Raw genomic sequence first — 26459 nt, 5'->3', positions numbered from 1 at the left:
TTAGTCTATAGAGCTATACTTGAGCGAACAATCATAACGCTCAACCTTGACCATCTATACCAGCCTTAGCCGTGCCGCAAACACATCGGCTGGTTCGGCATGACCGTAGAAGTAACCTTGAGCTTGATCGCAACCCATTGCCAGTAACATTCCAGCTTGCCCCTCATCTTCCACACCCTCGGCAATCACTTGCATTTCCAGCGACTTAGCCATCGCAATGATGGTCTGAACGATAACCTGGCTATGTTCATCGCTTAACATGTTACGCACGAATCCTGCGTCGATCTTGATTTTTTGTATCGGAAAACGGGTGAGGTAGCTAAGCGATGAATAGCCGGTACCGAAATCGTCGATAGCCAATGAGAATTGATGTCCTCGCAAGATATGCAAGGTTTCGAGCGTGCCGGCGATATTGTTGACCAAGCTGCCTTCAGTCAATTCCAGCTCAAGCAAAGGCGCTTCAACTAAGGCATGGTGCAAACGCTCGGAGTAACCCGCCGATTCGATTTCTTGCGCGGAAATGTTGATCGCCAAACGTCCCGGCAGGTTCAATCCGGCTTCACGCCACAGCCGCAATTGTGCCAGGGCGGTTTTTAAAACCCAGGCCCCCAGTTCCAGCATCATGCCGCGCTCCTCGGCAATCGGAATGAAGTAGGTCGGACTAATCCAGCCTAGAATTTCATCGTGCCAACGCAATAATGCCTCGGCGCCTACGAGTTCGCCGCTGGCGAGGTCGACCTGGGGTTGATAATAAAGTTGTAAAGTATTGTTGGTTAAAGCAAGGCCTAGCCGCTGGGCCAACAGGATACGCTCGGCCAAGCCATCGCTCATTTCGTTGCTGTAAAAACAATAACCACCGCCTCTATTCTTGGCGCGATACATGGCAATATCGGCGCACTTAAGCAGTTCGTCGCCAGTCAGACCATCTAACGGGTAGAGTGCAATGCCGGCGCTTAGTCCTACCGAAAAGGAATGGCCTTTAAGGGTGATAGGCTGCTCAATCAATGATTGTTGCAAGCGCTCGGCTACGATAGTTAATATGTTAAGGTCATCGGAGTCAACAATCACTACAAACTCATCCCCACCCAAGCGAGCCAGTGTTTCTCCTTGCCGCAAGGAAGCTTGGAAACGCCGCGCACTTTCTACCAAAACCTCGTCGCCGACATCGTGACCGTGAATATCATTGATCTCTTTGAATCGGTTGAGATCTATGAAAATCACGCCTATGCCTTGAGAGTTCCGCTCGGCGTTGGCAAGCGCAAGCTTCATGCGATCATTCAATAAGGCACGATTCGGCAAGTGCGTTAGCGGGTCGAAAAAAGCTAACCGATGGATACTGGCTTCATGTTTTTTACGCTCGGTGATATCGGAAAAAATACCGATGTAGTTAACCACCTCGCCATGCTCATTACGCACAGCAGATATCGATAGCCACTCCGGATAAATCTCTCCTGATTTACGCCGATTCCAGACTTCGCCTTGCCAAAAGCCCTGTTCCTTAATTTGCTGCCACATGCCGGCATAAAATGCGTGCTCCTGACGCCCGGATTTGAGAATGCGCGGCGTGCGGCCGATAACTTCCTCGGCGGTATACCCGGTCACTCGGGTAAACGAGCTATTAACGCTGACAAAACGCTCCCGATCATCGAGAACGATCACTGCTTCAATGCTTTGCTCGAATACCACGGCCGCCAAGCGTAGGGCATTTTCATTGGCTTTACGTTCGCTAATATCGGAAAAAATCGCGACATAATGGGTAATGATACCGACGCTATCGCGCACAACAACAGCCGATAGCCAGCCGGGAAAGCATCGGCCATCCTTACCGTGACAGTTGACTTCGCCCTGCCAACAGCCTCGCTGATTCAGGGCATTTCGGAATATTTGTTGAAAAGACACGGTATTATTCTGGTCGGACCATAAACTTGAGGCATCCTTAGTCATGACCTCTTGCTGCGAATAACCCGTTGCTTCGGCAAATGCCTTGTTGCCGGAAAGCAAGTGCATGTTAGGGTCTAAAATAATGATGGCTTCGGAGCTGTTTTCGAAAACCTTGGCAGCCAGCCGTAAGCTCTCTTCCGTTTGCTTGCGCTGGGTAATGTCGCGCAATTGGGTTACGAAGGCCTGATTTCCATCCCATTCTGTTTCAGCTACCCGCATCTCCACAACGACTGTTTTGCCGGCAGGCAACGGAATATCCAGTTCGGCACGGTCGGCACCGATGACAGGAAAACCAAAGGGAACGCCGCGCAAATCTTCCGGTAACCTGCCAAAAAGCGACGCGGCCGCCGGATTGGAAAATAGGATGTCGCCGCCATTGCTAATGATCAGGATGCCATCCAGGCTATTGTTGACAATACTATGGAAACGCGATTCAGCGACACGAAGATGATGCTGAGTTTTTTGCAGCGCTGCTTGAATATCAATCATGGTTTTAGCTGCTCATTATTCGACGGTTTAGGCTGCCAATTCAAACAAGAGTCGTTGGATGTCATAGAGGAGGCGATGCTGCCGACGCCCAGCAGGTTAGCATGGTAGCCAAAGGGCTGGCCGATATGCATGCCATGACCGTCAATAGTGTATTCGCGGATCAGTTTTTCATGCATCGAACCTCGCATTTTTAAAACGGTAATGGCGCGACGAATCTGGTCTTCAATTTCGACATAGCGAAGCAGGACGATGGAGTCTGTCAATGTGGAAATGTGGGCATCTGTCACTGACGAGCCGCCGATCAGGTCAGGCGTGGTGGCGGTGAATAGCGCAGCCAGTTCATGGGCTTTGACGAACGAGGCAATGCCAATCACGAATTCACGAAAGCCTTTGGCCGATGTGATACGTTCCAAGGCGGAGATGCTGTCCAAAGCCAAACGATCCGGCTTGAAGCGCTCTATCTGATGCTTGATGGTGGCCAAATGATCTTCCAGCGTGGCGTTTTCGGGATAAGCCGAAACAATATTAAGAGCTCCGGATTCTTCCATCTTTTGGAAGTCAACGCCCCAGCCTTTGGCGTTACGGTACAGTTGTTCTCGGCTTTCTTCAAAAGCAAGTAACAAACAACGTTCGCCGCTGTTTACTCCTCCCGCAATGAATTCGGTCACCATCAGGGTTTTGCCGGTACCGGTGGCTCCTGATGCCAAGGTGATCGAATCACGGAAAATGCCTCCTCCGCACATCTCATCCAGCATGGCGTTGCCCGAACTGACGCGCAGGTCGGAGGATTGCTGATTCAGTTTGATAGCGGAAAGGGGAACTACGACTAATCCCTCATCGGGTACCACGGTAAAAGGATATTCGCCTTTATGATGATAAGTGCCGCGAAATTTGAGAATTTCAATGGTGCGATGGCGTATCTGGTCGTCCAGGCTATTGCGCAAAATGATGACATTATCGGCAACGAATTCTTCTACCCCAAAGCGGGCAATGTTGCCGTATTCGTGTTCACGTTCGGTAGTCATTACCGTAGTGACTTGCATGGCATTCATGGCTTTGGCAATACGCAACAACTCCAGCCGAATCATGCGAGTTTCCTGGAACTGTGAAAAAATCGCACCTAGTGAGTCAATGGCGACTCTTGATGCGTTTACCTTGCCGATGGCGTGTTTTAAACGCACCAATAAGGCGCCGAGATCGTAACTACCGGTTATCAGCGTGTCGTCATCGTAATAAGGCGAGGCATCGACGAATATCCATTTCCCTTCCGCTTCCCAAGCTGGGATGTCCCAGCCAAGCGACATCATGTTGCGGCGAATATCGTCCGGCGATTCCTCGAAGGTTACAAATACGCCGGTTTGATCCCATTGCTCGATGCCTTCCGCCAAATATTGGGCAGCGAATACGCTTTTACCGCTGCCGGCTGTGCCCGCCATCAGCGTGGTACGATGAATCGGCAAACCGCCTACCGCAATCAGGTCGAAACCTGGAATCCCCGTCGTCAATTTTTCGACGGAACAATCAGCAGTCTTGTTACTCATAAAAAATGCTCAGGTTTTTAGTTGGGATTTGCAGACGATTTAGACGTGCGGATATCGAGACCCACCAGAACTTTTTCTGTTTCCGATAAGTCGCCGATCAGGCGCCGCAATGGCGGCGGCAACGATTTGATCAATGTTGGCGTCGCTAGAATCCGTTCATCTTCCGCTAATTGCGGACGCTCAAGAATATCGATGATCTCGATTTCGTATTTTGCATCGAGATTTTCTTCGCAAATTTTACGGAGGTTCTGGATGGCGCTTTCCGAGCGAGGTGTTTGGCCGGTGATATAAAGCTTCAAGTGATATTTATTCATGCTGGCTAGTTTAAATCATTTATTAAAATAATGACAACGGCTGTTAGTCACCATGAATAGGGCTTCACACCGTGCAAAATATGGCAATTTTTGCATGTTCGTTTTTGAAAATGGGCGGAGCAAAAAGAGATTTCCACGTGGGGCGAAAGGAATACGCTGTGCACGACTCCTCGCCTACAACATCAACATCTATGAATCATCAACCTGATCGGCCAGCGCGGTCAGTCGTTTAAGCAGATCGGATAACTGTTCTTGGCTCTCAGCGCGTATCGTCGCATGAGCCACTTTACGACCTTTGCGCGGGGATTTATCGTACAGATGCAAGTGCGCATGCGGAATCGCCAATACGTCTTCAGTTGCAGGCAGTCCGCCGATGAAATTTACCATGGCTGCGTTACCTACCGGTGCCGTGGAACCTAACGGCAAATCCAGAATAGCGCGCAAGTGATTTTCAAACTGACTGGTTTCCGCGCCTTCAATGGTCCAGTGGCCGGAATTATGCACCCGTGGCGCAAACTCGTTGGCAACCAGCTGGCCGTCTACTTCAAATAATTCCAGGGCCAATACGCCGACATAATCCAACGCTTCCAGTAAGCGGGATACATAGCTTTCCGCCTGCTTTTGCATGGGATCGTCCGCACGGCATTCGGAAACGCGCAATATGCCGCCGCGATGCAAATTCTCCGATAGCGGGTAGAAAACAATTTTTCCTGACACACTGCGCACGGCGATGATGGAGACTTCACGATTAAACGGCACGAAGGCTTCGACGACAGCCGGTGCGCCTTGCAGCTGTTCCCAGGCTTGTTTTAAATCGTCCGCCGATTTGAGCAGGGACTGGCCTTTGCCGTCGTAGCCTTGGGTGCGGCTTTTTAAAATAGCCGGGTAGCCGAGGATAGGCATAGCCTGTTCCAGGCTTTCAAAGCTGTCCACTGCGGCATAAGCCGGTGTAGGAATGTCGATGTCATGAAAAAAGCTTTTTTCGACCAAGCGGTCCTGGGCAACGGACAGGGCTTTCGGGGAGGGATACACTTGGGTATGAGAGGTCAGAAACTCGGCAACTTCAGCAGGCACATTCTCAAATTCGTAAGTGACCACATCGGCGCGTTCCGCCAGCTCTGCAAGCAGGGACGGATCGCTGTAATCGCCAATTAGAGGCTCGCCCAGCCGGTTGGCGCAGGCATCGGCGGAGGGGTCGAGAAAAATAAACTCCAGCCCTAAAGGTATGCCCGACAGCGCTATCATTCTGGCCAGCTGACCTGCGCCCAATACACCCACTTTCATAAATCGTCCTCTGCTCTTGGATCTGAGTGCGCAAGCACCGATTCGGTTTGCTCACTTCTGAAATTTTGTAACGCGTCCTTATACTGGACATGTTTGTTACTGATAATGGCCGCCGCCAGCAAAGCCGCGTTGACTGCACCCGCTTTGCCTATAGCCAAGGTGCCGACCGGAATGCCAGCGGGCATTTGTACGATGGATAGCAGGGAATCCATGCCGTTTAAGGCCTTGGACTGCACCGGCACGCCCAATACCGGCACGGCGGTTTTTGCGGCCGTCATGCCGGGCAAATGCGCTGCGCCGCCCGCTCCGGCGATGATCACTTCCAGGCCTTTGGTTTCAGCGGTTTCGGCATAATGAAACAATTTATCCGGGGTACGGTGCGCCGATACCACTTCAACCTCATGCGGAATGCCGAGCTTTTCCAGCGTTTCCGCGGCAAAGCGCATGGTTTCCCAGTCAGAGGTCGAGCCCATGATGATGCCAACCAGTGCGGTCATGTGTTACTCCAAATTAAGCAGGTAATCATAAATTTCTCAGAGTGCCGTAGAGCGGTTTTATGATGAGCAAATCGCCAATAACCGGTCTATAGACGTATTAAAAAACGGGACAACAAAACCGCGTAGTATCGCATAAATATTGCAGAGATGTTCTGTAAGATGCCGATAAAAACCGATAATTTCTAGCTCTCGTCGCTATCAATACCGGCCTGATCGGTGATGCTTTTAGGAAAGCTCTTTTTGACCTTAACGCCCAGCTCGACAAAACTGCTGGCCTGGCGGATCAGGTTGCCGTTGCCTTGGGTCAGTTTATTCATTACGCCGTCATAAGTGCTGTTGACGGTGCTTAACTGCTTGCCCAGTTTATCCAGGTCATCGACAAAGCCACGGATCTTGTCGTAAACCAGTCCGGCCTTGTCGGCAATAGCCCGGGCATTTTCGTTCTGGCGTTCATAACGCCAGATGTTTTCAATGGTGCGGAGCGTCGCCAACAAAGTGGTCGGGGTGACGACGACGATTTTATGTTCGAAAGCGTCGGTAAATAAGCGTTCGTCGGCCTGAAAGGCGGCAATAAAAGCCGCTTCAATCGGCATGAATAGCAGCACGAAGTCCAGTGACCGTAAGCCTTTTAAGTCCGAATAATTCTTGTTGCTGAGTCCTTTGATATGCTCCCGCACCGCTTCGGTATGCTGTTTTAATGAGGCGATGCGTTCCAGGTCGTCTTCGGTCGAGCAGTAACGCTCATAAGCCAGCAGGGATACTTTGGAGTCGATAACGACATCCTTGTTTTCAGGCAGCCGGACGATCACATCGGGCTTGAACAGCCTGTTATCTTCATCCCGGAATGCGCCTTGCGTTTCATACTCGATGCCTTTACGCAGTCCCGATTTTTCCAGCACTTTTTCCAGGATCATTTCGCCCCAGTTGCCTTGGGCTTTTTTGTCGCCTTTTAATGCGCGGGTCAGGTTCAGGGCTTCCTGGTTCATCTGCGCGGTATCGCGCCGCAATGAGACAATCTCCTCGCGCAGGGAAATACGGTCCTTGTTCTCATTGTCGTAAACCGTTTCGATGCGTTGCTTGAACTCGCCGAGCTGCTCGCGTAACGGCGTGACGATATGATCCAGGCTGGTTTTATGATGCTCGGTGAATTGTTTGCTGCGGTCGTCGAAAATCTTGCCGGCCAGATTTTCAAACTGGGTGTTCAGGCGCAGTTCCGCGTCCAGCAGCAATTTTAGTTTTTCCGCGGTATTTTTCGCCTGTTCATCCATGCGGGTTTGCAGCTGGGCATTCTCGGTTTTGGTCTCGATAAACAGCTGCTGCAACTGCTTGAATTCGGCTTCGCGGGATTGAAGTTGTCTTAGTTTTTCTTCTGAAACAGCCAGGTCGGTTGAGAGCTGCCTGATCAGAGTCCTATCTTTGCCGCTCAACAGGCGCGTTGCGAATGCACCGATTAACAGGCCTATTAATGTTAGTACCAGCGGGGGGATGTTATTGATGAAGTTCATTAACTATTCAATAGTTAGAAAAAAGTAGGACATAGTTGATACGGATTTGGCTGATTATCCTGGATAAACTTGAATTTTATCAAAACACTGCAAGAAATTTCACAGCAAGAGTCGGTCGATGTCGAGTGATCCGTGAAACACGCCCAAAATATCAATTCTTTTTGGGCTTTTTATTAAATAAGCGATTCGGTAATGTCCGTATAGCAAAATGCGAATATCGCCGTCGGACTCTTTACGATACAGATACCCTAGTTCTGGAAAGCTGCGTAATAACTGGGCTTTTGCATATATTCCCGAGACAACATTTGCGGCGGCATCAGGCTTGTCATGCATAATATAGTCATAAATATCCCGCAGCCAGCGCTCAGCCTCGGTAGTCCAGTTTATTTCCGCCATGTGAAGATTCGATGTTCCATTTCCTCATTAGAGATTACTCGACCTTCGCGGGAATCGCTTAAGCCTCGTTCCACCATGCGCGAAAAAGCAAGCTCCCGCAGAATTTCATCAAAGCTACTGTCATCAGGCTGAGCTTGAACTATTTCAGAAACCCTTTCTTTGACTGTTGACATAATAGATGCCCCTATAGGTGGTTGTAAGGAAATGCGGTAGACCATTCTAAAAAAGCGTGTTATCCGTATTCCAATTTTTTAAAGTTATAAATGCTTGAATACGGCTTCTGCAATATCCAGCGTTTTTTCCAAATCTTCATCACTATGCGCCGCCGAAACAAAGCCGGCTTCAAACGCTGATGGCGCCAAATACACACCTTGCTCCAGCATCGCATGGAAAAAACGCTTGAACAGGTCCTGGTCGCATTGCATGACTTGGGCAAAGCGGCTGACTTTCGGCTCAGGGCTGAAAAATAGCCCGAACATGCCGCCAACGCTATTGGTGGTCAGCGCGATACCGGCCTTGGCTGCACGTTCTTTCAGGCCTGACGTCAGTTTTTCGGTTTTTGCGGTTAACGACTCATAGAAGCCGGGCCGGGCTATCAATTCCAAGGTTTTCAAACCGGCGGCCATCGCGACAGGATTGCCGGACAGCGTGCCTGCCTGATACACAGGGCCGAGCGGCGCAAGATACTCCATGATTTTACGCGAGCCGCCAAAAGCGCCGACCGGCATGCCGCCGCCGATGACTTTGCCCAATGTCGTTAAATCGGGCTTAATATTATAGTGTCCCTGCGCGCCGGTTAAGCCTACCCTAAAGCCGGTCATCACCTCATCAAAGATCAGTACACTATTATATTGGTCGCAAACCTGGCGCAGGCATTCCAGGAAACCGGGCTCAGGTGGGATGCAGTTCATGTTGCCGGCGACCGGTTCGACGATAATGCAGGCGATTTGTTCGCCCAATTCCGCAAACAGCGCTTTGACCGAATCGCTATCGTTATAAGTCAGGGTGATGGTGTTTTCGGCAACGGAGGCCGGTACGCCGGGAGAGCTAGGTACGCCAAACGTCAACGCGCCGGAACCGGCTTTTACCAATAAAGAATCGGAATGGCCGTGATAACAGCCCTCGAATTTAACGATTTTATCGCGGCCGGTGTAGCCTCTGGCCAAGCGGATTGCGCTCATGGTCGCCTCGGTGCCGGAGCTGACCATTCTGACCATATCGATTGACGGCATCAGCTCGCAAACCTTTTTAGCCATCAGTGTTTCAATTTCGGTCGGAGCGCCGAAACTCAGGCCCTTTTCGGCGGTTTGCTTGACCGCTGCAATGACTTCCGGATGGGCATGGCCCAAAATCATCGGTCCCCAGGAACCGACATAATCGATATAACGATTGCCCAAACTGTCGTAAATATAAGCGCCTTGGGCATGGTCGATAAAAACCGGTGTGCCGCCCACGCCGCTAAAGGATCGTACCGGTGAATTGACGCCGCCTGGAATTACAAGTTTTGCATCGGAAAATAACGCAGTTGCTTCAGTCATGGTTTTTTTAATCGCCAAGGATGGTGTGTTTGCCGTAAGCCTACCGGGGCAGATTCGGCGGCAGGTTAAATTTAAGGCGTAAAGGATAGGATAAGTTTGCGATGATTGAAAGCTTATCGTTGCTTATCCAATAACCGCCTTGATAAATAACGGTTTTAAAGTTACGCTCTAGCTCAAGTATCGGATAACATGGAATCAGTGGAAACCGATCGCAATTCGATGGCTGCCGGAATGATGTTTGCTCGTTTCATGCCAGATCGACACAGGCATTCAAGTTTAATAATAGTCGCAAAATAGCTGTTTCAACGCCGTTCTGAAAATGGCGAAACCTGATGATCAGGCCGTTATCCATGGCCTGTGTAGTGATAACTAAACAAAAACGAATCAGAGACTTATGCCAACTCCATTATCGCCGTCGGACCCCCCTAAACGCCATTTTCTCTCTTTGTTAGCCATCATCATTGCTGTCATTAGTATTTCCGAAATACTAGCTATATGGCTGCTGGATGCGGCTCAGCAATGGGGAATTATACTGTCGCCATTGCAGGGCAGCGTAAGCAGCATCATCTTGTCGACCGCGCTCAGTTCGCCGCTTTTATGGTTTTTGGCGGTACGGCCGCTGGCCTTGCAGAACGGGCAGGAACAGACGGCCTCCAACAGAGAGCTGCTGGAGGCTTTGGAGAACCATGTGCTGGTCAGTATTGCCGACGTTCAGGGGCGCATTGTCTATGCCAACGACATGTTCTGCAAAGTGTCCGGTTACACCCAAAATGAACTTGTCGGACAAGACCATCGCGTCGTGAACTCCGGCTATCATGATAAAGATTACATCCGCAACGTATGGAATACGATAGCCGGCGGCCAGGTATGGCGCGGGGAGTTTTGCAACCGCCGCAAGGACGGTGAACTGTATTGGGTGGACAGCACTATCGCGCCTCTGCTGGATAAAACAGGCAAGCCCAAGCAATACATTTCGATCCGTCGGGATACGACCGCCCGGAAAGCGAATGAATTAAAACTGACAGCGCTTAAACGCGCGCTGGACGCCAGCAGCGAGATGATACTCATCACCAATGAGGAAGGGCTCATTCAGTACGCCAACCCGGCACTTTGCCTGTTTACCGGCTGGGCGGAGGATGCGCTGATGGGACAAAAGCCCGACGTGCTGGACAGCCCTAACGCCGATCGACAGATCCTGTCCGAGATGCAAGGCAGGCTTCGTTGCAGCGAAGCCTGGTCAGGTCGGCTGCGGGGCCGCCGTCGAGTCAAGGCTCACGCCCCTCACCTACGTCCTGTAGGCGAAGCTTCCGCATTAGCGCCTGAAAATGACAGCCTTAACACGGCACAGGACCTTCGAACCCGCCCGGGACAAGCCACTGAGGATACGCTGGATTACTGGGCCAAGACCAATATTACTCCGATTCTAACCGCAAGCGGCTCACTAGCGGGCTATGTACAGATTCAACACGATGTCAGCAAACAGGTCGAAGAGGAAGCGGCTTTGCAAATCGAAAGCGACGATATCGCCGCCCGCCTGACCATCTCTGAGGCGCTGCACCAACCCTTGACGCTGGAACAGCGCTCTATTCAGGTTCTGGATATTTTATTCGGCCTCAAGGATGTCGATTCACAGCGCAAGGGCGGTATGTTTTTGCGGGCGGAAGGGGATGATTATCTGGAAAAATTCGTCGTACGCGGGGATTACGATTGCAAGGAGCGCATAGACTTTGGCGACGGCTTATGTGGACAGGCTGCCGTTTCAAGAAAACTTATCGTTTCCGATCATTGCTGCTGCGCTGACCGCCTGTCTCATGGCCACTACGTTGTGCCTGTCGCTTCCAGCGGCGAGATTCTCGGCGTGTTGTTTATTTTTACCGATGCTTACCCGGTGCAAAACGAGCCCCGCATTGCCATGCTCAAGGAAGTAGGCGAAATGATGGCGCTCGCGGTGCTTCAGGATAAGGCCAATGCTTCGCTGAAAGCTGCGCGCGATGCCGCATTGCAGGCCGCGCATGCCAAGACCGAGTTTTTGGCCAATATGAGTCATGAAATTCGAACGCCAATGAATGGCGTATTGGGCATGCTGGATTTGTTGCAGGATACGCAACTGTCGCAAGAGCAATGGGACTTGATCGATATCGCGGCAAATTCAGCAGAATCGTTGTTGACCATCATCAACGACATCCTGGATTTTTCCAAACTGGAGGCGGGTAAAGTCGAGCTGGAGCAGATCGAGTTTAACTTGCCGGATTTAGTGGAAGAAGTTTGCACCTTGCTATCCAGCCGCGCCCACAGCAAGGGCCTTGAATTGAACTGCTTTCTGCCGACCAATCTGCCGCAACGTTGGCATGGCGATCCCACGCGCATCCGGCAAGTGCTCACCAACCTGATCGGCAATGCCGTTAAATTTACCGAAAAAGGTGAAGTCTCGGTAAAGGTGTCGGCGATTGCCGAATCTGTTCCTGACAGATTCTTGGCACACACACCCTCCCTGGCGATCGCCGCACCGGTTCCCGACCGGTCTGCGGCATACACTCCATCCCTGGAGATATTGCGGTTTGAGGTGTCGGATACCGGTATCGGCATCACCGCCGAGGCGCAAACGCGCCTGTTTCAGGCTTTTTCCCAGGCCGACAGTTCCACTTCCCGTCGCTATGGCGGTACAGGGCTTGGCTTATCGATCAGCAAGGATCTGGTTGCGTTGATGGACGGCAGCATCGGTGTTGAAAGCGCCTTGGGTCAGGGAGCCAATTTTTGGTTTACCTTGCCATTGGCGCCGATGGATAGCGACACTCCCGTTCCGCAGGCGAATTTTTCTGGCAAGCGTGCATTGATCGTCGATGATAACGCTACCAACCGCATGATTTTGACACATTATTTAAGCAACTGGGGCTTTACCTTAAGCGAAGCGGACAGCGGGCCTGCCGCACTTGTTGAACTCGAAGCCGCCGCTCTGCGAAACGAACCTTACGATTTGCTGTTGTCGGATATGCAAATGCCGGACATGGACGGCTTCGCGCTGGCCCGCGCCATCATGCAAAAACCCGCTATTGCCGACACGCCGCGCATTCTTTTATCCTCAGGCAGTATCGGCTCGCAAGTCGAAAGACTTGAGTCGGGGTTTAAACAAAGCCTGTTAAAACCGGTGCGGCAATCGCAGCTTTTCGATGCCATTGTCGATGCGTTGCAGCTTGCCGGTCAGGATTCCGCTCCAGCGAGCCGGCTAAAAGAGGTTTTGCTTGAGTACGAAGGCAAACGGGTGCTGGTGGTGGAAGATAACAAGATCAATCAAAAAGTGATACTTTCCCAGCTCGCCAAGTTCCAGCTTAAACCCGATTTGGCCGATAACGGGCAAGAGGCGCTGAATCATCTGGAGCGCCAAGCCTACGATCTGGTATTCATGGATTGCCAAATGCCGATTATGGACGGTTACGAAGCCACACGCATCTTGCGCGAACGGGAAGTCGCGGCAGCTTGCGGAGCGCATACGCCGGTCACGGCGCTGACTGCGCATGCCTCGTTAGGCGAGCGTGAGAAATGCCTGTCTGCCGGCATGGACGATTATCTAAGCAAGCCTGCCAGCCGAGCCGATCTGGCAGCAGTTTTGGCGCGCTGGCTGGGTGAGCCGTCCGTCCCTGAAGTCGCCCATGCAGCGCAGGATCGTGCTGCTGAAAGGGAACGTCTTTTTTTGGCAAAGGAGGATGCGGAAAGCTCAGCCTGTTGGGATGAGGAGGCAGCGCTTCAACGGCTGGATGATGACCATGATTTATTGGCCGAGATGATAGATTTGTTGCTTGAAGAGGCGCCAGGGCAAATAGTTGAATTGAATGCCGCCCTGTCTCGAGCCGACCTTGTTGCGCTGGCCGATGTCGCCCACGCTATTAAAGGCATGGCCGGGCATTTTTGCGCCGAAAAAATAATCAGTCTTGCGGTAAAACTGGAGCATTCAGCCCGCATGGCTTCTGCTTCGGATGCCGATTTTCAGTTGATGACCCATGACTTGATCCGGGCCATGATGAGTTTAATCGATAGCCTGTTACAACGGAAAGAACAAAGCAATGAATATTGAATTCAATCTTGATGAACTCAAAGTTACCGATCGCCTGCCTTCCCCTTCGGGAACGGCGCTGGCCATTATGCAACTCGTACAACGAAGCGATGCCACCGTGCAACAGGTGAGTCAACTGGTTAAAGTCGATCCTGCCCTCAGCGGGCGCATTTTGCGCTTTGCCAATTCGGCGGCTTTCGGAGCCCGGCGGCCCATCGCCGATGTTCAAACTGCGGTCATGATGATGGGCATGCAGACGGTACGTAACTTCGCGCTGAGTCTTTCCCTGATTGGCAACAGCGGTAGCGGGCATTGCCGGAGATTTAATTATGAAGCCTACTGGTCGCGATCCTTGGCGGTGTCAGTATCCATCGCGGCCATCACTGCCAGGGAAACCACAGTGGTGCCTGCGGAGTCGTTTACGTTGGGCCTGCTGAGTGACATCGGCAGTCTCGCCCTGGCAACCGCTTGGCCGGATATTTATGATGAATGCCTTGGCGCAGCGGAGGGTGAGCGGCTTCTTGCCCTGGAGAGTGAGCGTTTTGCTATCGACCATAAAGTCCTGAGCCATATATTGCTGGCCGACTGGGGATTTCCCGCGATATTTCTGGATGCCTTGAAACTGAGCTTCGAGAAAAAAATTGAAGGGTTTAACCGGACAGCCGATTTTGCCAGGCAACTGATTTTTGCCCGGCTGATTGGCAACTACTGCGTGGCTGATGAGCAACTCCGTGCCGTGATGTGGACGGAATTAACAGCGAAGGCGGCTCTTCATGCCATGGACGAGTCGGCTTTGCTCAGGTTTATCGACGAAACCGTCGAGCTTTGGCACGATTGGGGCAAGCTGATCGACGTAAAAACAGATGTGCGGGATTCCCTGGTAAAAAATGCAGCTCCAGAACCGGCTTTACCGGGCTTGAGCCTGTTGCTGGTCGATGATGACCCGATGATGCTGGCGCGTTTTTCCAAGCAGCTTGCCGCGGCGGGTAATCAGGTTGCAACGTGCCGAAACGGTGAATCCGCAATGAAATATATCATTGAGCACAAGCCGCAATTGGTGATTACCGATTGGAGGATGAAGCCCATGGATGGACTGGCCCTTTGCAAGGCGCTACGCGCGTCGGCCTTTGGTAAAAATATTTACCTGATTATGCTGACTTCGACAGAAGATGAAGATGCCCTGGTTGAAGCTTTCGATGCCGGTATCGACGACTATGTGACCAAACCGGTCAGCCTGCGCGTGCTGCTGGCGCGCTTACGGGCCGGGCAGCGCATTGTTACCTTGCAAAATGAACTGGAAAAAGAAAGCCAGGACATCAAACGCTATACTGCCGAGCTGGCCGCAGCAAACCGCCGTCTTAAGTCTATGGCGAATACCGACATTCTGACCGGCTTGCCCAATCGGCGTTATGCAATGGCCCGCTTGGAACAGGAGTCCGCGACTGCGCAGCGCTCCAATCAGCCTTTGAGCGTTTTAATGCTGGATTTGGATCATTTCAAGTCGGTCAATGACTCGCTGGGACATGATGTCGGCGACCAGGTGCTGGTCCACGCAGCCAGCCTGATGCGGGAAAATGTACGCACCAGCGACATTGTCTGCCGGCTGGGCGGCGAAGAGTTCCTGATCATCGCCCCCAACACCGACGGTACCACAGCCGTATTGCTGGCCGAGCGCATCCGCAATGCCATCGAGCGAAACCAGCCTGAGAGGATCGAATTGCGTTGCCCGGTGACTGTTAGTATTGGCGTGGCAGGCTCCAAGGGCGCCAAGCCGAGTTGGAAAGAACTGATGAAAAGGTCGGATAATGCTTTATATCTCGCCAAGCAAGGCGGCCGCAACGGTTCGCGGCTTGACTCATCGTCCTAAGCCGGCGAGAACATGACAATAAGGGAAAATTGTCATACTTGAACAGGTTAGCCCGCCATGCGCCCGTTATGCGAAAACCGGGCAGTTTTGCCAATAGTAGGGGGTGTTGTGTTATCGTTGTTTCAACCTTACCCGCATAAACACGAGACTATGCAATGAATGTATTAGCTGTCTATAGCATTAAAGGTGGCGTTGGCAAAACTTCGAGCGCGGTCAATCTGGCCCATACAGCCGCCCGCAACGGTTACCGCACCCTGATTTGGGATCTCGATCCGCAGGGAGCCAGCAGTTATTACTTTCGCATCAAGCCGAAGGTCAAGGGCGGCGGCAAAGACCTCATCGCCGGAAAACGCGAACTGGAAGGCCTGATTAAAGGCACTGACTTTGAAAATTTGCACCTGTTACCGGCCGATTTTTCTTTCAGAAATCTGGACCTGGTTCTGGATGCCCAAAAAAAACCGACCCGGCAGCTCAAAAAACTCCTGAAGCCCTTGGCGGAAGACTACGATTTTATTTTTCTGGATTGTCCGCCCAACATTTCGCTATTGTCCGAAGCCGTTTTTGAGGCCGCGGATATATTATTATCGCCGATAATCCCTACGACATTGTCGTTAAGAACGCTCGAACAGCTGGAACGCTTTATCGAAGCTAACGGCTTGAATAAACTGGCGCTCATTCCGTTTTTTTCGATGGTTGACCGCCGCAAAAAAATGCACCGGGACATCATGGAGACTTTGAGTGAGAGCCATCCCGAAATTTTAGCTACCGCCATTCCTTATGCCAGCGATATTGAGCGCATGGGTCTGAAGCGTATGCCGTTGGGAGGCTATATCAAGAACAGCCCATCCACGGTCGCTTACGATGCCTTGTGGCAAGAAATTCTGAACCGCGCTAACTCTTAACCGAAAATTAAATATAACAGGCAATAATGGAGCACTACTTAAGCTAATACCTTATTCGCATCAATCTATTGGAGTAACCATGCCTAATAAACGATTTATTTTAAGCAAGCCTATACCTTCAATCACTGATGTTCCCACGTTGGGCGTAAAAAAAGAGAATTTTATCGAAGATTTTAAACGGTATTATGTTCATTCTCTGGGGCGGGACGAGAATTTCCGTTCATCGCCTTTTTATGCCTGCGAGGCATTGTCATTATCCATCCGCGACCGGCTGATGGAGCGTTGGAAAACCACTCATAAAATCTACAACAAGTTGGATAGCAGGCGGGCGTATTACCTTTCAATGGAGTTCTTGATGGGTAGAACCTTGAGCAACGCCATGCTTAATCTGGGCGTAACCGATGAAGCCACTCAAGCCATGCATGATTTGGGCATTGAAATCGAAGAGCTGATTGACAGGGAACTCGATGCCGGCTTGGGCAATGGCGGGTTGGGGCGCCTGGCCGCCTGTTTTATCGACAGTTGCGCAACCTTGCAATTGCCGGTGACTGGCTATGGCTTGCGTTATGAATACGGCATGTTTACCCAAACCATCATTAATGGCGAACAGGTCGAAAAGCCGGACCACTGGCTGCGTTACGGCAACGTCTGGGAAGTTGAGCGGCTGGAATACTCGCTGCGCGTCAAGTTTGGCGGCCATACCGAAATACAGACCGATGAACAGGGCAGCCAGCGGGTATATTGGTTAAGCACTAACGATGTGCTGGCGGTGCCTTTTGACACGCCAATACCCGGTTATCAAAACAATACCGTCAACATTTTGCGGTTATGGAAAGCCGTCGCGACAGAGGAATTCAACCTGGATGAGTTTAATGCGGGCGATTATGCCGAATCGGTGGCAGCAAAAGTCATCGCAGAGCACATTACCATGGTGTTGTATCCGAATGACGCCAACGAAAACGGCAAGGAACTGAGGCTGCGCCAGCAGTATTTCCTGGCTTCCGCCAGCTTGCAGGATGTGCTTTCCCATTGGGTCCGGCAGCATGGAAACGACTTTAGCCATTTTGCCAACAAAAACTGTTTTCAGTTAAACGACACCCATCCGAGTATCGCCATTGCCGAGCTGATGCGCCTGTTAATGGATGTGCATGGCTTGTCATGGGATGCAGCCTGGGACATTACCCGGCAAACTATGGCTTACACCAATCATACCCTGCTGCCTGAAGCGCTGGAAAAATGGTCGGTTAAGCTCATGCAAAAGTTGTTGCCGAGATTGATGGAGATTATTTTTGAAATAAATGCCTGTTTGCTGTCGGAGGTTGCATCACGTTGGCCCGGCGACAGGGCCAGATTGACCCGGATGTCTATCGTAGAGGAAGGTGCCGAGCAGCAGGTACGTATGGCTTATCTTGCCATCGTCGGCAGTTTTTCGGTCAATGGCGTAGCCCAGTTGCATTCCCAGTTATTGCAACAGGGCCTGTTTCGCGATTTTTATCAATTATGGCCTGACAAGTTTAACAATAAAACCAACGGCGTCACTCCGCGCCGATGGTTGGCTTCCTGTAATCCCGAGCTGGCCGCGCTGATCACCGAAACCATCGGTGCCGGCTGGATAACGCATCTGGACGAATTAAAAAAGCTGAGTCCTTTTGCCGAGAATGCCGAGTTCCGGAATCGCTGGCGCGCGATAAAACAAAATGCAAAACAGCGGCTGATTGAACACAAAAAACAATATGTGGACATTCATTTAAGTTCCGATGCACTGTTCGATATACAGGTTAAACGCATTCATGAATACAAGCGGCAGATTCTAAACGTGCTGCATGTGATTCATCTTTACGATCGTATCAAACGCGGCGATACCGCAAACTGGGTTGCACGTTGCGTGCTGATCGGCGGCAAGGCCGCCCCCGGTTATGCGATGGCGAAAAAGACCATCAAATTGATTAACAATGTCGCGCATGTTATCAACGCGGATCACGATGCTGACGGTAAACTGACCTTGTTATTCCTGCCCGATTACCGGGTGTCCGGGATGGAAATGATCTGCCCGGCTGCCGATCTTTCCGAACAGATATCGACCGCAGGAAAAGAAGCTTCCGGCACCGGCAACATGAAGCTGATGATGAACGGCGCGTTGACTATCGGCACGCTGGACGGCGCCAATATTGAAATAATGGAAGAAGTCGGCGAGGAAAACTTTTTCCTGTTCGGCCTGACCGAAGAGCAGATTGGAGCAAGGCGGGAGCATTATGACCCGTACGCCATCATCGATCAGGATGAAGATTTGCGGCGGGTGATGAATCTATTGGAAAGCGGGCATTTTAACCAGTTTGAATTGGGGATATTCGACGACCTGATCGCATCGGTTAAAAGCAAGTTCGATCCGTGGATGACCCTCGCGGATTTCAGAAGCTATATCGACGCGCAAAAACGTGTGGAAGTCGCCTATCAGGATAAAGACCACTGGACCCGGATGAGCATATTGAATTGCGCAAACAGCGGCAAGTTTTCCACGGACAGAACCATCAGCGACTATAACCGGGAGATATGGAAATTAGAGCCTGTGCCTGTGCAATATCCTTAAAATATTGCTCTAACCGAAGTGCCATTTTCGCACCACGAAGACACGAAGGACACGAAGTTTTACTTTGCTAAGGGACATGCACAAAATAACTTAAGCAAATTGCCGATAGTCGGAGTGCAGGCTTTGCCTGCAAACGCAAGCACCAAAAGTAGGCGCTTTACGACTGCACGGACGCAGGAGGTAGGTAGAAAACTGCTCCATGCGTTTTCTACATTCACCACGTCCCTGTGGCTTAGCAACGCAGGGAGCAGTTGCCGAGGCGAAGCCTGCACTTCCGCTGAAAACCTAGTGCGCGAGTTGTTCGAATTATCATTCCTAAGCTTCGTGAACTTCGTGAACTTCGTGAACTTCGTGAACTTCGTGTCTTCGTGGTGAATTAATCAATTTATATTGTTGATGAAAATTGAGCTTGCGCTGTACTATGCAGCACCCGATTAATTACCCGAAGCCATCATGAAGCCAGACAGCGCCGCTATTAGAAAACGATACGACCGGATCGCCCCGTATTTCGAGGGCATGGAGGCGGTCATGGAAGGGTTGTTTTTTAGAAGCTGGCGGAAAAAATTATGGGCCAAGGTCGAAGGGCATCATATACTCGAAGTCGGCGTAGGGACGGGCAAGAATTTTGATTACTATCCCCAGGATGCCAGAATAACCGCGATTGATTTTAGCGAACAAATGCTCAAGCAGGCGGTGCGCAAACGGGACAGGAAAAATGTCAAGGTCGATCTGGAACTGATGGATGTTCAGTCGTTATGTTTTGCCGATAACAGTTTCGATACGGTGATTTGTTCATTTGTTTTTTGTTCGGTACCGTCGGCGCTCAAAGGCTTGAAAGAGGTGTACCGGGTCTGCAAACCGGGCGGACAGGTCTTATTGCTGGAACATGTGGTCAGTTCAAATCCCGTGCTTGCCGCGCTGATGAACCTGCTTAACCCGGTCGTTGTCGCGCTGGTCGGGGCAAACATTAACCGCAATACGGTTAAGAACGTTAAAGCCTGCGCGTTTACCTCGGTGCATGTCGATGACCGCAGCAGTGATATCATCAAGCTGATTGAAGCCAGAAAATAACGGATATTTTGCGATATTCCGATTGTCGGCAATTACAATCCGCCAAAGCGCCGTGAAACTTTTTAACTGGATAGCCGCTGAATTGGGTAAAATACAATCAATTTTTGGATTAGTTAATTTAAGTGAAACCTCAATTAGAAAATCTGGTACAGACGCCGATCCCCACCAAACACGGTGAATTTATCCTGCATTACTACAGCAACACCATTGATGACAAGGAGCATGTCGCTCTTGTTAAAGGCGAGGTTGCAGACAAGGAAAACGTGCCGGTGCGCATCCATTCCGAATGTTTTACCGGGGACGTATTAGGGTCAAGGCGTTGCGATTGCGGAGAACAGCTGGATATGGCGTTGCAAATGATCGATAAAGCCGGTTTCGGCGTATTGATTTACCTGCGCCAGGAAGGCCGCGGCATCGGCCTGTTGAAAAAATTGCAAGCTTATAACTTGCAGGATCAGGGCATGGATACCGTGGATGCCAATATCCACCTGGGCCATCTTGCCGACGAAAGGGAATACAGCATTGCCGCGTTAATGCTGGAAAACCTGAACGTCAGGTCCATAAAATTGATGACCAACAATCCGAAGAAAATAGAAGGGTTGGAAAAACTCGGCATTAACGTGGCGGGCCGCATTCCGGTCGAGGCCGTGGCTCATGAAGACAATGTCGGTTATTTAAAAACCAAAGCAAAGAAAATGGCGCACATGCTGTTTGAATCGAAAAAGAGCTAAATCAGACCTTCCAGGTTTTTACTGGAGCCGCTCCCGGCGGCTCCAGCACTTCCGCCATCCATGGCAGTCGTAAAACCTGGAAGGTCTAAATGCTTTTACCTTAACACCGTTTCAACCAATTTTACCCAATAAGCCGTGCCGACCGGCAATACCTCATCGTTAAAATCATAATGCGGATTATGCAGCAGGCAGCCATTTTCGGATGAGCCGTTGCCTATCCAGACATAGCAGCCGGGTTTTTCCTGCAACATAAACGCAAAATCTTCTGAGCCCATGCAGGGGGCCGGTTGCCGATCGACACCGTCCGCTCCGGCGACGGCCATTGCCGCTTGTATCGCCAGCTCGGTTTCAGCTTCCGCATTAAAGGTCACCGGATAGCCTGGGTTTTCCGGGTTGAATTTGATTTCCGCTCTGACCGCAAAACCCTCGCAGAGCGCATTAACCAGCCGGGTGATTTTATCGGCAATGGTTTTTTGCGCCTCGCCGCTAAAGCAACGGAACGTGCCTCTTAGCAGCACCGATTCCGGCAGCGCGTTCCAGGTGTTGCCGGCATGAATCTGGGTAATGCTGACCACCGCCGGATCAATGGGATTAACCGTTCGGCTGACGATAGTCTGCAACGCGGTAATCAGCTGGGCGGACGCGACTATCGCATCATTGCCCAAATGCGGCATCGCGGCATGGGTCGCTTGTCCGGTGATAATGATTTCAAAGCAGTCGAATGACGCCATCATCGCGCCGGATTTAACCGCAAAATGTCCCGGCGGAATGTCCGGGAAATTATGCAGGCCGAAAACGCGGTCGGCCGGAAATTGCTCAAACAACCCGTCATCGATCATCTGCTTGGCTCCAGCGCGGCCTTCCTCGGCAGGCTGGAAGATAAAATACACCGTGCCGTTAAAGTTGCGATGCTCGGCCAAATAGCAGGCCGCGCCCAGCAGCATCGCCGAATGGCCGTCATGGCCGCAGGCATGCATTTTGCCGTCGTGGCAGGATTTATGGGCGAAAGTGTTTTGTTCCTGAATGAACAAGGCATCCATATCGGCGCGCAACGCAATTTTCTTGCCGCCGTTCCCGGCAGTAAGCGTCCCGACAACGCCGGTTTTGCCCAAACCCCGGTGAACGTCCAGGCCGAACTCCGCCAACTTACAGGCAATAAATTCCGCTGTTTGCGTTTCCTCAAAAGCGGTTTCAGGAAACCGGTGCAGATGCTGACGCCATTGGCGCATTTGAGCGTGCAGTTGCTGGATATCGTTTGCTATCGGCATAAAAGCTCACATGAATTTAATGATAATCGCTATGCTACCTGCAAGTTTTGATAAAAGGTAAGACTTTTATTATTCCCTTGGTTCGGCTCATCAGTATAAAAACCTATTTAGGGATTTCTTAAGAAATCTTCTTTTACCATGCAGTCAATAGCTTGATAACCGGTCTCATCTGCACGGCTGATTTACAATCAAAGAGGCTGGCTGGGTCAGAGTTAATTCAAGCGGTTTTTTACAAGTTTCAAGAGGCGCTTTATGAATAACAAATTTATTAAAATTGTGTTGATTTTGGCGTCGACCCTTGGGGTTTGGCCTGCATTTTCTAACACATTCCCGTTATCGGAATCGGCGCTTTATCGGGATATGACCGGCGAGGATGAGAACGTTGCCGATCGCTATGCACTGCCTGCAAGTAAGGGTTATATCGAATCCTGCCAACGGGAAGGACTGCTTCGGCATCCCGGATTAATTGAGAAACAACAAATACTAAACCGGTCCGGGAATTTCTGGGTGCGGTTTGAGATACAAACGCAAGGCGGTTCGGACTGGTTTGCCTTGTGCAGCCTGGAAACCGGGGAAATCATCCGCGAACAGAAACTGGTCGATGCTAAATTCTGATAGCAGCGCTGCCGGGCCACAGGAATGGCTGCCGAACGGATGGGGCGATATTGCCAAACTGAATAACAATGCCGACCGATATGCATGGGCTAGCTCTTGATTATGCAGCGGAGCACACCGGCAACAATTAAAACTGATTGAGTTTAGCCCCTGTTGCATGCAAACTTGATTCTTTACTAAATTCAAAGGACGGTATGATCCCCAATTCCAACCGGTCGGCAACCTTAACCAAGGCCACGGCAAGATGGCTGACGATGCTGACTTTGTACCGCCTGCAAGTTTGCTTATCGCCAATGGCGCTGGCTCATACTGTCATCGAATACGACAAGGCAAGCACTGGCATTCCGCCCAAACAGCCGCTCTTGAATAGGGCCCGTTCCCATCAGCATCAAGCATTGCATTCATCGATTTTTACCAATGGTTTCACCGGTCGAATCGCTTCATTACTTTTGCCAAATAACCGGAGAAACTTTTGACGGGACAAATCGACAACAACAAGATCATAAAATGCGCGGCCTACCAAGACGGCGCCAGCATCGGCGATGTGACTGTCGAAAACATCAGCGAAGTTCTGAAACGGGAAAATACCTTTGTCTGGCTGGGTTTGTACGAAGCAGACGGCGAGTTGTTAGCCAAAATCCAGCAGGAATTCGGGCTGCATGAGTTGGCTATCGAAGACGCCCTCACGGCGCATCAACGTCCGAAAATCGAGGAATACGGCGAATCGCTGTTCATGGTCTTGCATACCGCCCATCTTGCCGAAGAGCAGGTCGAGTTTGGCGAAACCCATATTTTCATGGGGCCGCGTTTTTTGGTGACGGTCAGGCACGGCGCTTCGCGCAGTCACAGCAAAGTCAGGGAGCGTTGCGAGGCCATGCCGCAGCAATTGGCTAAAGGGCCCGGGTTTGTGCTGTATTCGATCATGGATTTCATCGTCGATAACTATGTACCGGTAATCGACGGTTTGCAACAGCGCTTCGATGTGCTGGAGTCGGCAATTTTCGAATCCCGTCCCAGCCGTCAGACTATAGAAGGCCTGTATGAACTAAAGCGCGAGTTGTTGCAGTTGGAAGGCGCCATTAATCCGGTTATCGATATCTGCAACGAGCTGATGCGCTTTCATAGCGGGCTTATTCCCAAGGATGTGCAGGTGTATTTCCGCGATATTGCCGACCACATCAAACGCATCGACCAGGCGATTCGCGGCATGCGCGAGATGTTGCTGGCGGCGATGCAGGTGCATCTGACCTTCGAAACGGTGCGCCAGAACGAAGTGGTCAAACGGCTGGCCGGTTGGGGGGCGATCCTGGCGATACCGACTATGGTATTCAGCTGGTACGGCATGAATTTCAGGCATATGCCGGAGCTGGAATGGCAATACAGCTATCCGCTGGTAGTCGGTGGTGTCGGGGTGGGCAGTGTGCTGCTGTATTTGCGCCTGAAAAGGGTCGGCTGGCTGTAATTTTAAAATATACAGGCTATGCGTTAGGCTGTCGGCCATTTTTAACAAATAATTTTAACGGCATATTCATGGCACAACGAATCCTGTATTTTCTGACACCAGGCGACAAAGTCAGCCCATTTGATGTGACTCTCGCCGCCGATGCCGGCTTTGATATGGTGGTGCCACTGACTAGAGCGCTTCTTTGTTAGTTAGAAACATAGCCCGAATTTTTTAAAATAAATTGTCTCGTTCCCATGTGCTACCAAGGAATGCTGTCTGAGACGCGCTACGTTGTGATTTAAGACGCTTGCTTGAATCGAGGTCTCGAACACCTGCCTGTGCCTTGCCTTGCGGGAGCTACTACGCATGCAAACCGCTGTCCTGCTGATCTGTCCCGGCGAAAGCTCCGGTGCCCGGCGCGGCAAACGGGACCCAGTCCGTGCCACTCAAGTGCCTGCTGCTTAATAGATAACGAGTAACCTTAAATAACCGAGAATTGCTTTAGGCGAGCCGGTAAACCGGCCTGATTTAATGAATAGTTTTATCTCTGAGTTGTTGTTCCTTGGATGGGTTGGCATGAGGCGAACTTGAACGATTTCCAGAACGACCTATTGGCGAGGTGTCTCTTTGCCCCGCTGAAAATATGTTAGATATGCTTATGCCGGATTTCTGGCGCAAGCGCATTGATGCTGGGAGACGGGCATTCATTTGCATTTTTCTATTTAATCAAATAGACTCTAATTCAGGTGAATTTTCAGGTATTTGTATAAGTTCATTTCGAATCGCGCCACTAATAGCAATATTATTAGTTATGGAAAAAACAAAGTCTTATCAAGAGCAACAAGAGTGGGCGAGGCATAATCAGGCGCATTTTATTGACCTGCGGATTAACTTGGCTGCCATCATTAAGGCTCAGTTAACTCTTGTGATCTGTTGCTGGAAATCAGCTTGCGAAAAAACAGTAAGCGGTTAGTCGGCTGATGATGGGCTCTTGGATACTCATTGCGTTTGAATTGGTTTTTTGTCTGCATTAAAGAATGCGCTGTTTACCGAAAACGGCCATATTTGTTCCGACTCATGCGCAGTAGCCGGTGACAGATATTGCCGGGCAACTTTATATTAGAAACTTAACTGGACTTGAGAGAAACTTCCAAATAATAATTCTTCAACTCGACTATACGGACCAGCAACCATGCACTATGACTATGGACAAAGCCCCGATCGTCCCACCAGTATCTTGAATCTCACTATCCTTGACGCCAGCACGCTCACGCCTGAAGGCAAGGTCAGCGCCGGCACCCGGTTTCAGATTGAAGTCCATAGTGCAGAGGTCAATACCACTGACCTGTACGTCATCAGTACGCCTCTCGCGCGGCGTTTACAACACACTAGAAAATCGACTTCTTCTTCGACCAGCTGGCGGAAGCCTGCACACAACTCGGAAACCAATCATATGAATATATCCCTCTACCGGCCGGAGATTCTTCGGCATTTCGCGGCCCCGGCTAATTGCGCAGAGCCGGCCAATTACTCCGTAAAGGCATCTCTGCACAACCCTGTATGCGGGGATCAGATTACTTTGTTTCTCACCGTCGATTCCGAGCGCATCAGTGGCGCGCATTTCACGGGCAGCGGCTGTGCCATCTGCATCGCTTCAGCGTCGATGATGACGATAAAGCTCACCGGCGTTGCCGTCAGCGAGGCGCAGGACTACCACTGGGCGATGGAGAATGTTCTTGCCGGCAGCGCCGATGATCCGTTCGTTTGCGATGTAATACGTCCTCTCACGGCGGTGACCCCTCATCGGGGACGCCACAAGTGCGCACTGCTGGCATGGCGAACGCTGGACCGGGCCTTGGTCTCTTTATCCACAGGAGGCGAACGGTGAAGGAACTTTAGTTCATCCAGACGCTCGACCAGCTCAAACCGGTCTATCGGCAGACCTGCCTGTCCATTGATCCCAGACATGAAAGCTCGGCGGAGCACTCTATTGAGCCATTTTAGTCAAGCAAGTCGATAAAAACTGTAATAAGATAGCCGCAGTTTTTATTTTAAAAGAGTCACGTTATGCGACGTTTTATCCTACTGAGTTTACTGGCCTTTCCGGTCTATGCCATCGATGAGCGGCCGCCTGAGCCTGAACTTGAGGCTGTGCCGGAGGCTCCGGAGCCGCCCTTGCCGGTGCAAAACGGCGAAACCATGGAGCCGGACATTACCATTATCCGTAAAGGCAAAGAAACCATTCAGGAGTACCGGCGCGGCGGCAGGCTTTATATGATAAAAGTCGTTCCGGTTGTCGGCCCTCCGTATTATTTTATTGATACCAACGGCGACGGCAAAATGGATGAACGCCGCAACAATGTAGATAGAGAACTCGACATCAATATGTGGAAGATACTGGAATGGTAGCCGCTTAAACTC

General features: G+C 50.9%; 21 protein-coding genes. 11 read left to right on the top strand and 10 right to left on the bottom strand.

What is annotated here, in order from left to right:
- Positions 1 to 54: 54 nt before the first annotated feature.
- The 9 genes from M0R47_RS03400 to hemL form a co-directional block, all read right to left on the bottom strand.
- Positions 55 to 2430 carry an EAL domain-containing protein gene (locus M0R47_RS03400; RefSeq protein ID WP_292550327.1) on the bottom strand — a complete coding sequence of 792 codons (2376 nt, stop codon included), beginning with the start codon at positions 2428 to 2430 and terminating at the stop codon, positions 55 to 57.
- On the bottom strand, positions 2427 to 3971 hold the full coding sequence (gene kaiC / locus M0R47_RS03395) for a circadian clock protein KaiC (RefSeq protein ID WP_292550324.1): 1545 nt from the start codon (positions 3969 to 3971) through the stop codon (positions 2427 to 2429). The genes M0R47_RS03400 and kaiC overlap by 4 nt, the downstream gene beginning before the upstream one ends.
- A 17-nt stretch (positions 3972 to 3988) precedes the next feature.
- Complete coding sequence (locus M0R47_RS03390; protein WP_292550322.1) at positions 3989 to 4285, bottom strand: circadian clock KaiB family protein; 297 nt, start codon at positions 4283 to 4285, stop codon at positions 3989 to 3991.
- A gap of 189 nt (positions 4286 to 4474) precedes the next feature.
- Entirely contained in the window at positions 4475 to 5569 is a 1095-nt protein-coding gene (locus M0R47_RS03385; RefSeq protein WP_292550319.1) for a 5-(carboxyamino)imidazole ribonucleotide synthase, read from the bottom strand.
- Positions 5566 to 6066, bottom strand: a complete 501-nt coding sequence (gene purE / locus M0R47_RS03380) for a 5-(carboxyamino)imidazole ribonucleotide mutase (protein WP_292550317.1) — start codon at positions 6064 to 6066, stop codon at positions 5566 to 5568. Before purE ends, M0R47_RS03385 begins: the two co-directional genes overlap by 4 nt.
- Positions 6067 to 6248: 182 nt before the next feature.
- Entirely contained in the window at positions 6249 to 7571 is a 1323-nt protein-coding gene (rmuC, locus tag M0R47_RS03375) for a DNA recombination protein RmuC (protein WP_292550314.1), read from the bottom strand.
- Positions 7572 to 7670: 99 nt separating this feature from the next.
- Entirely contained in the window at positions 7671 to 7967 is a 297-nt protein-coding gene (locus M0R47_RS03370; protein WP_292550312.1) for a type II toxin-antitoxin system RelE/ParE family toxin, read from the bottom strand.
- Positions 7955 to 8140: a hypothetical protein gene (locus tag M0R47_RS03365; RefSeq protein WP_292550309.1), complete on the bottom strand. Its 186-nt coding sequence runs from the start codon at positions 8138 to 8140 to the stop codon at positions 7955 to 7957. The genes M0R47_RS03370 and M0R47_RS03365 overlap by 13 nt, the downstream gene beginning before the upstream one ends.
- A gap of 84 nt (positions 8141 to 8224) precedes the next feature.
- Positions 8225 to 9505: a glutamate-1-semialdehyde 2,1-aminomutase gene (gene hemL, locus M0R47_RS03360; protein ID WP_292550306.1), complete on the bottom strand. Its 1281-nt coding sequence runs from the start codon at positions 9503 to 9505 to the stop codon at positions 8225 to 8227.
- 394 nt (positions 9506 to 9899) lie between these two features.
- Between hemL and M0R47_RS03355 the strand changes: the two genes are divergently transcribed.
- The 6 genes from M0R47_RS03355 (at position 9900) to ribA (ending at position 20711) form a co-directional block, all read left to right on the top strand.
- Positions 9900 to 13574, top strand: a complete 3675-nt coding sequence (locus M0R47_RS03355; protein WP_292550303.1) for a response regulator — start codon at positions 9900 to 9902, stop codon at positions 13572 to 13574.
- A complete protein-coding gene (locus M0R47_RS03350; protein ID WP_292550300.1) occupies positions 13564 to 15420 on the top strand; it encodes a diguanylate cyclase in 1857 nt (618 codons plus the stop codon). Before M0R47_RS03355 ends, M0R47_RS03350 begins: the two co-directional genes overlap by 11 nt.
- A 155-nt stretch (positions 15421 to 15575) precedes the next feature.
- Positions 15576 to 16322: a ParA family protein gene (locus tag M0R47_RS03345; protein ID WP_292550297.1), complete on the top strand. Its 747-nt coding sequence runs from the start codon at positions 15576 to 15578 to the stop codon at positions 16320 to 16322.
- Between the two features lie 79 nt (positions 16323 to 16401).
- Positions 16402 to 18909: a glycogen/starch/alpha-glucan phosphorylase gene (locus M0R47_RS03340; RefSeq protein ID WP_292550295.1), complete on the top strand. Its 2508-nt coding sequence runs from the start codon at positions 16402 to 16404 to the stop codon at positions 18907 to 18909.
- A gap of 453 nt (positions 18910 to 19362) precedes the next feature.
- Positions 19363 to 19980, top strand: a complete 618-nt coding sequence (locus M0R47_RS03335) for a methyltransferase domain-containing protein (protein WP_292550292.1) — start codon at positions 19363 to 19365, stop codon at positions 19978 to 19980.
- 122 nt (positions 19981 to 20102) lie between these two features.
- A complete protein-coding gene (gene ribA / locus M0R47_RS03330; protein WP_292550290.1) occupies positions 20103 to 20711 on the top strand; it encodes a GTP cyclohydrolase II in 609 nt (202 codons plus the stop codon).
- Between the two features lie 95 nt (positions 20712 to 20806).
- Here the strand turns inward: ribA and M0R47_RS03325 are convergent, their stop codons facing one another.
- On the bottom strand, positions 20807 to 21979 hold the full coding sequence (locus M0R47_RS03325; RefSeq protein WP_292550288.1) for a M20 aminoacylase family protein: 1173 nt from the start codon (positions 21977 to 21979) through the stop codon (positions 20807 to 20809).
- A gap of 252 nt (positions 21980 to 22231) precedes the next feature.
- Between M0R47_RS03325 and M0R47_RS03320 the strand changes: the two genes are divergently transcribed.
- From M0R47_RS03320 to M0R47_RS03300, 5 genes are all read left to right on the top strand, one after another.
- Positions 22232 to 22594, top strand: coding sequence for a hypothetical protein (locus M0R47_RS03320; RefSeq protein ID WP_292550286.1), 363 nt, complete (start codon positions 22232 to 22234; stop codon positions 22592 to 22594).
- A gap of 472 nt (positions 22595 to 23066) precedes the next feature.
- Positions 23067 to 24056, top strand: coding sequence for a magnesium/cobalt transporter CorA (corA, locus tag M0R47_RS03315; protein ID WP_292550284.1), 990 nt, complete (start codon positions 23067 to 23069; stop codon positions 24054 to 24056).
- A 625-nt stretch (positions 24057 to 24681) separates the two neighbouring features.
- Positions 24682 to 25011 (top strand): hypothetical protein, encoded by a 330-nt coding sequence (locus M0R47_RS03310; RefSeq protein WP_292550280.1) that lies wholly within the window; start codon positions 24682 to 24684, stop codon positions 25009 to 25011.
- A 219-nt stretch (positions 25012 to 25230) separates the two neighbouring features.
- A complete protein-coding gene (gene sufU / locus M0R47_RS03305) occupies positions 25231 to 25926 on the top strand; it encodes a Fe-S cluster assembly sulfur transfer protein SufU (protein ID WP_292550277.1) in 696 nt (231 codons plus the stop codon).
- A gap of 179 nt (positions 25927 to 26105) precedes the next feature.
- The gene (locus M0R47_RS03300) at positions 26106 to 26447 is read left to right on the top strand and encodes a DUF2782 domain-containing protein (RefSeq protein WP_292550274.1); all 342 of its coding nucleotides are present in this window, start codon (positions 26106 to 26108) and stop codon (positions 26445 to 26447) included.
- The last annotated feature ends 12 nt before the right edge of the window (positions 26448 to 26459 follow it).

The organism is Methylobacter sp., assembly GCF_023227905.1.
Lineage (GTDB): Bacteria > Pseudomonadota > Gammaproteobacteria > Methylococcales > Methylomonadaceae > Methylobacter_A.
This window is presented reverse-complemented; position numbering and strand designations above follow the sequence as displayed.

What these genes read in the sequence shown, in the direction of transcription:
- M0R47_RS03400 (WP_292550327.1), bottom strand. Translation starts at nt 2,430, where the DNA reads ATGATTGATATTCAAGCAGCGCTGCAAAAAACTCAGCATCATCTTCGT.
- kaiC (WP_292550324.1), bottom strand. Translation starts at nt 3,971, where the DNA reads ATGAGTAACAAGACTGCTGATTGTTCCGTCGAAAAATTGACGACGGGG.
- M0R47_RS03390 (WP_292550322.1), bottom strand. Translation starts at nt 4,285, where the DNA reads ATGAATAAATATCACTTGAAGCTTTATATCACCGGCCAAACACCTCGC.
- M0R47_RS03385 (WP_292550319.1), bottom strand. Translation starts at nt 5,569, where the DNA reads ATGAAAGTGGGTGTATTGGGCGCAGGTCAGCTGGCCAGAATGATAGCG.
- purE (WP_292550317.1), bottom strand. Translation starts at nt 6,066, where the DNA reads ATGACCGCACTGGTTGGCATCATCATGGGCTCGACCTCTGACTGGGAA.
- rmuC (WP_292550314.1), bottom strand. Translation starts at nt 7,571, where the DNA reads ATGAACTTCATCAATAACATCCCCCCGCTGGTACTAACATTAATAGGC.
- M0R47_RS03370 (WP_292550312.1), bottom strand. Translation starts at nt 7,967, where the DNA reads ATGGCGGAAATAAACTGGACTACCGAGGCTGAGCGCTGGCTGCGGGAT.
- M0R47_RS03365 (WP_292550309.1), bottom strand. Translation starts at nt 8,140, where the DNA reads ATGTCAACAGTCAAAGAAAGGGTTTCTGAAATAGTTCAAGCTCAGCCT.
- hemL (WP_292550306.1), bottom strand. Translation starts at nt 9,505, where the DNA reads ATGACTGAAGCAACTGCGTTATTTTCCGATGCAAAACTTGTAATTCCA.
- M0R47_RS03355 (WP_292550303.1), top strand. Translation starts at nt 9,900, where the DNA reads ATGCCAACTCCATTATCGCCGTCGGACCCCCCTAAACGCCATTTTCTC.
- M0R47_RS03350 (WP_292550300.1), top strand. Translation starts at nt 13,564, where the DNA reads ATGAATATTGAATTCAATCTTGATGAACTCAAAGTTACCGATCGCCTG.
- M0R47_RS03345 (WP_292550297.1), top strand. Translation starts at nt 15,576, where the DNA reads ATGAATGTATTAGCTGTCTATAGCATTAAAGGTGGCGTTGGCAAAACT.
- M0R47_RS03340 (WP_292550295.1), top strand. Translation starts at nt 16,402, where the DNA reads ATGCCTAATAAACGATTTATTTTAAGCAAGCCTATACCTTCAATCACT.
- M0R47_RS03335 (WP_292550292.1), top strand. Translation starts at nt 19,363, where the DNA reads ATGAAGCCAGACAGCGCCGCTATTAGAAAACGATACGACCGGATCGCC.
- M0R47_RS03325 (WP_292550288.1), bottom strand. Translation starts at nt 21,979, where the DNA reads ATGCCGATAGCAAACGATATCCAGCAACTGCACGCTCAAATGCGCCAA.
- M0R47_RS03320 (WP_292550286.1), top strand. Translation starts at nt 22,232, where the DNA reads ATGAATAACAAATTTATTAAAATTGTGTTGATTTTGGCGTCGACCCTT.
- M0R47_RS03310 (WP_292550280.1), top strand. Translation starts at nt 24,682, where the DNA reads ATGTTAGATATGCTTATGCCGGATTTCTGGCGCAAGCGCATTGATGCT.
- sufU (WP_292550277.1), top strand. Translation starts at nt 25,231, where the DNA reads ATGCACTATGACTATGGACAAAGCCCCGATCGTCCCACCAGTATCTTG.
- M0R47_RS03300 (WP_292550274.1), top strand. Translation starts at nt 26,106, where the DNA reads ATGCGACGTTTTATCCTACTGAGTTTACTGGCCTTTCCGGTCTATGCC.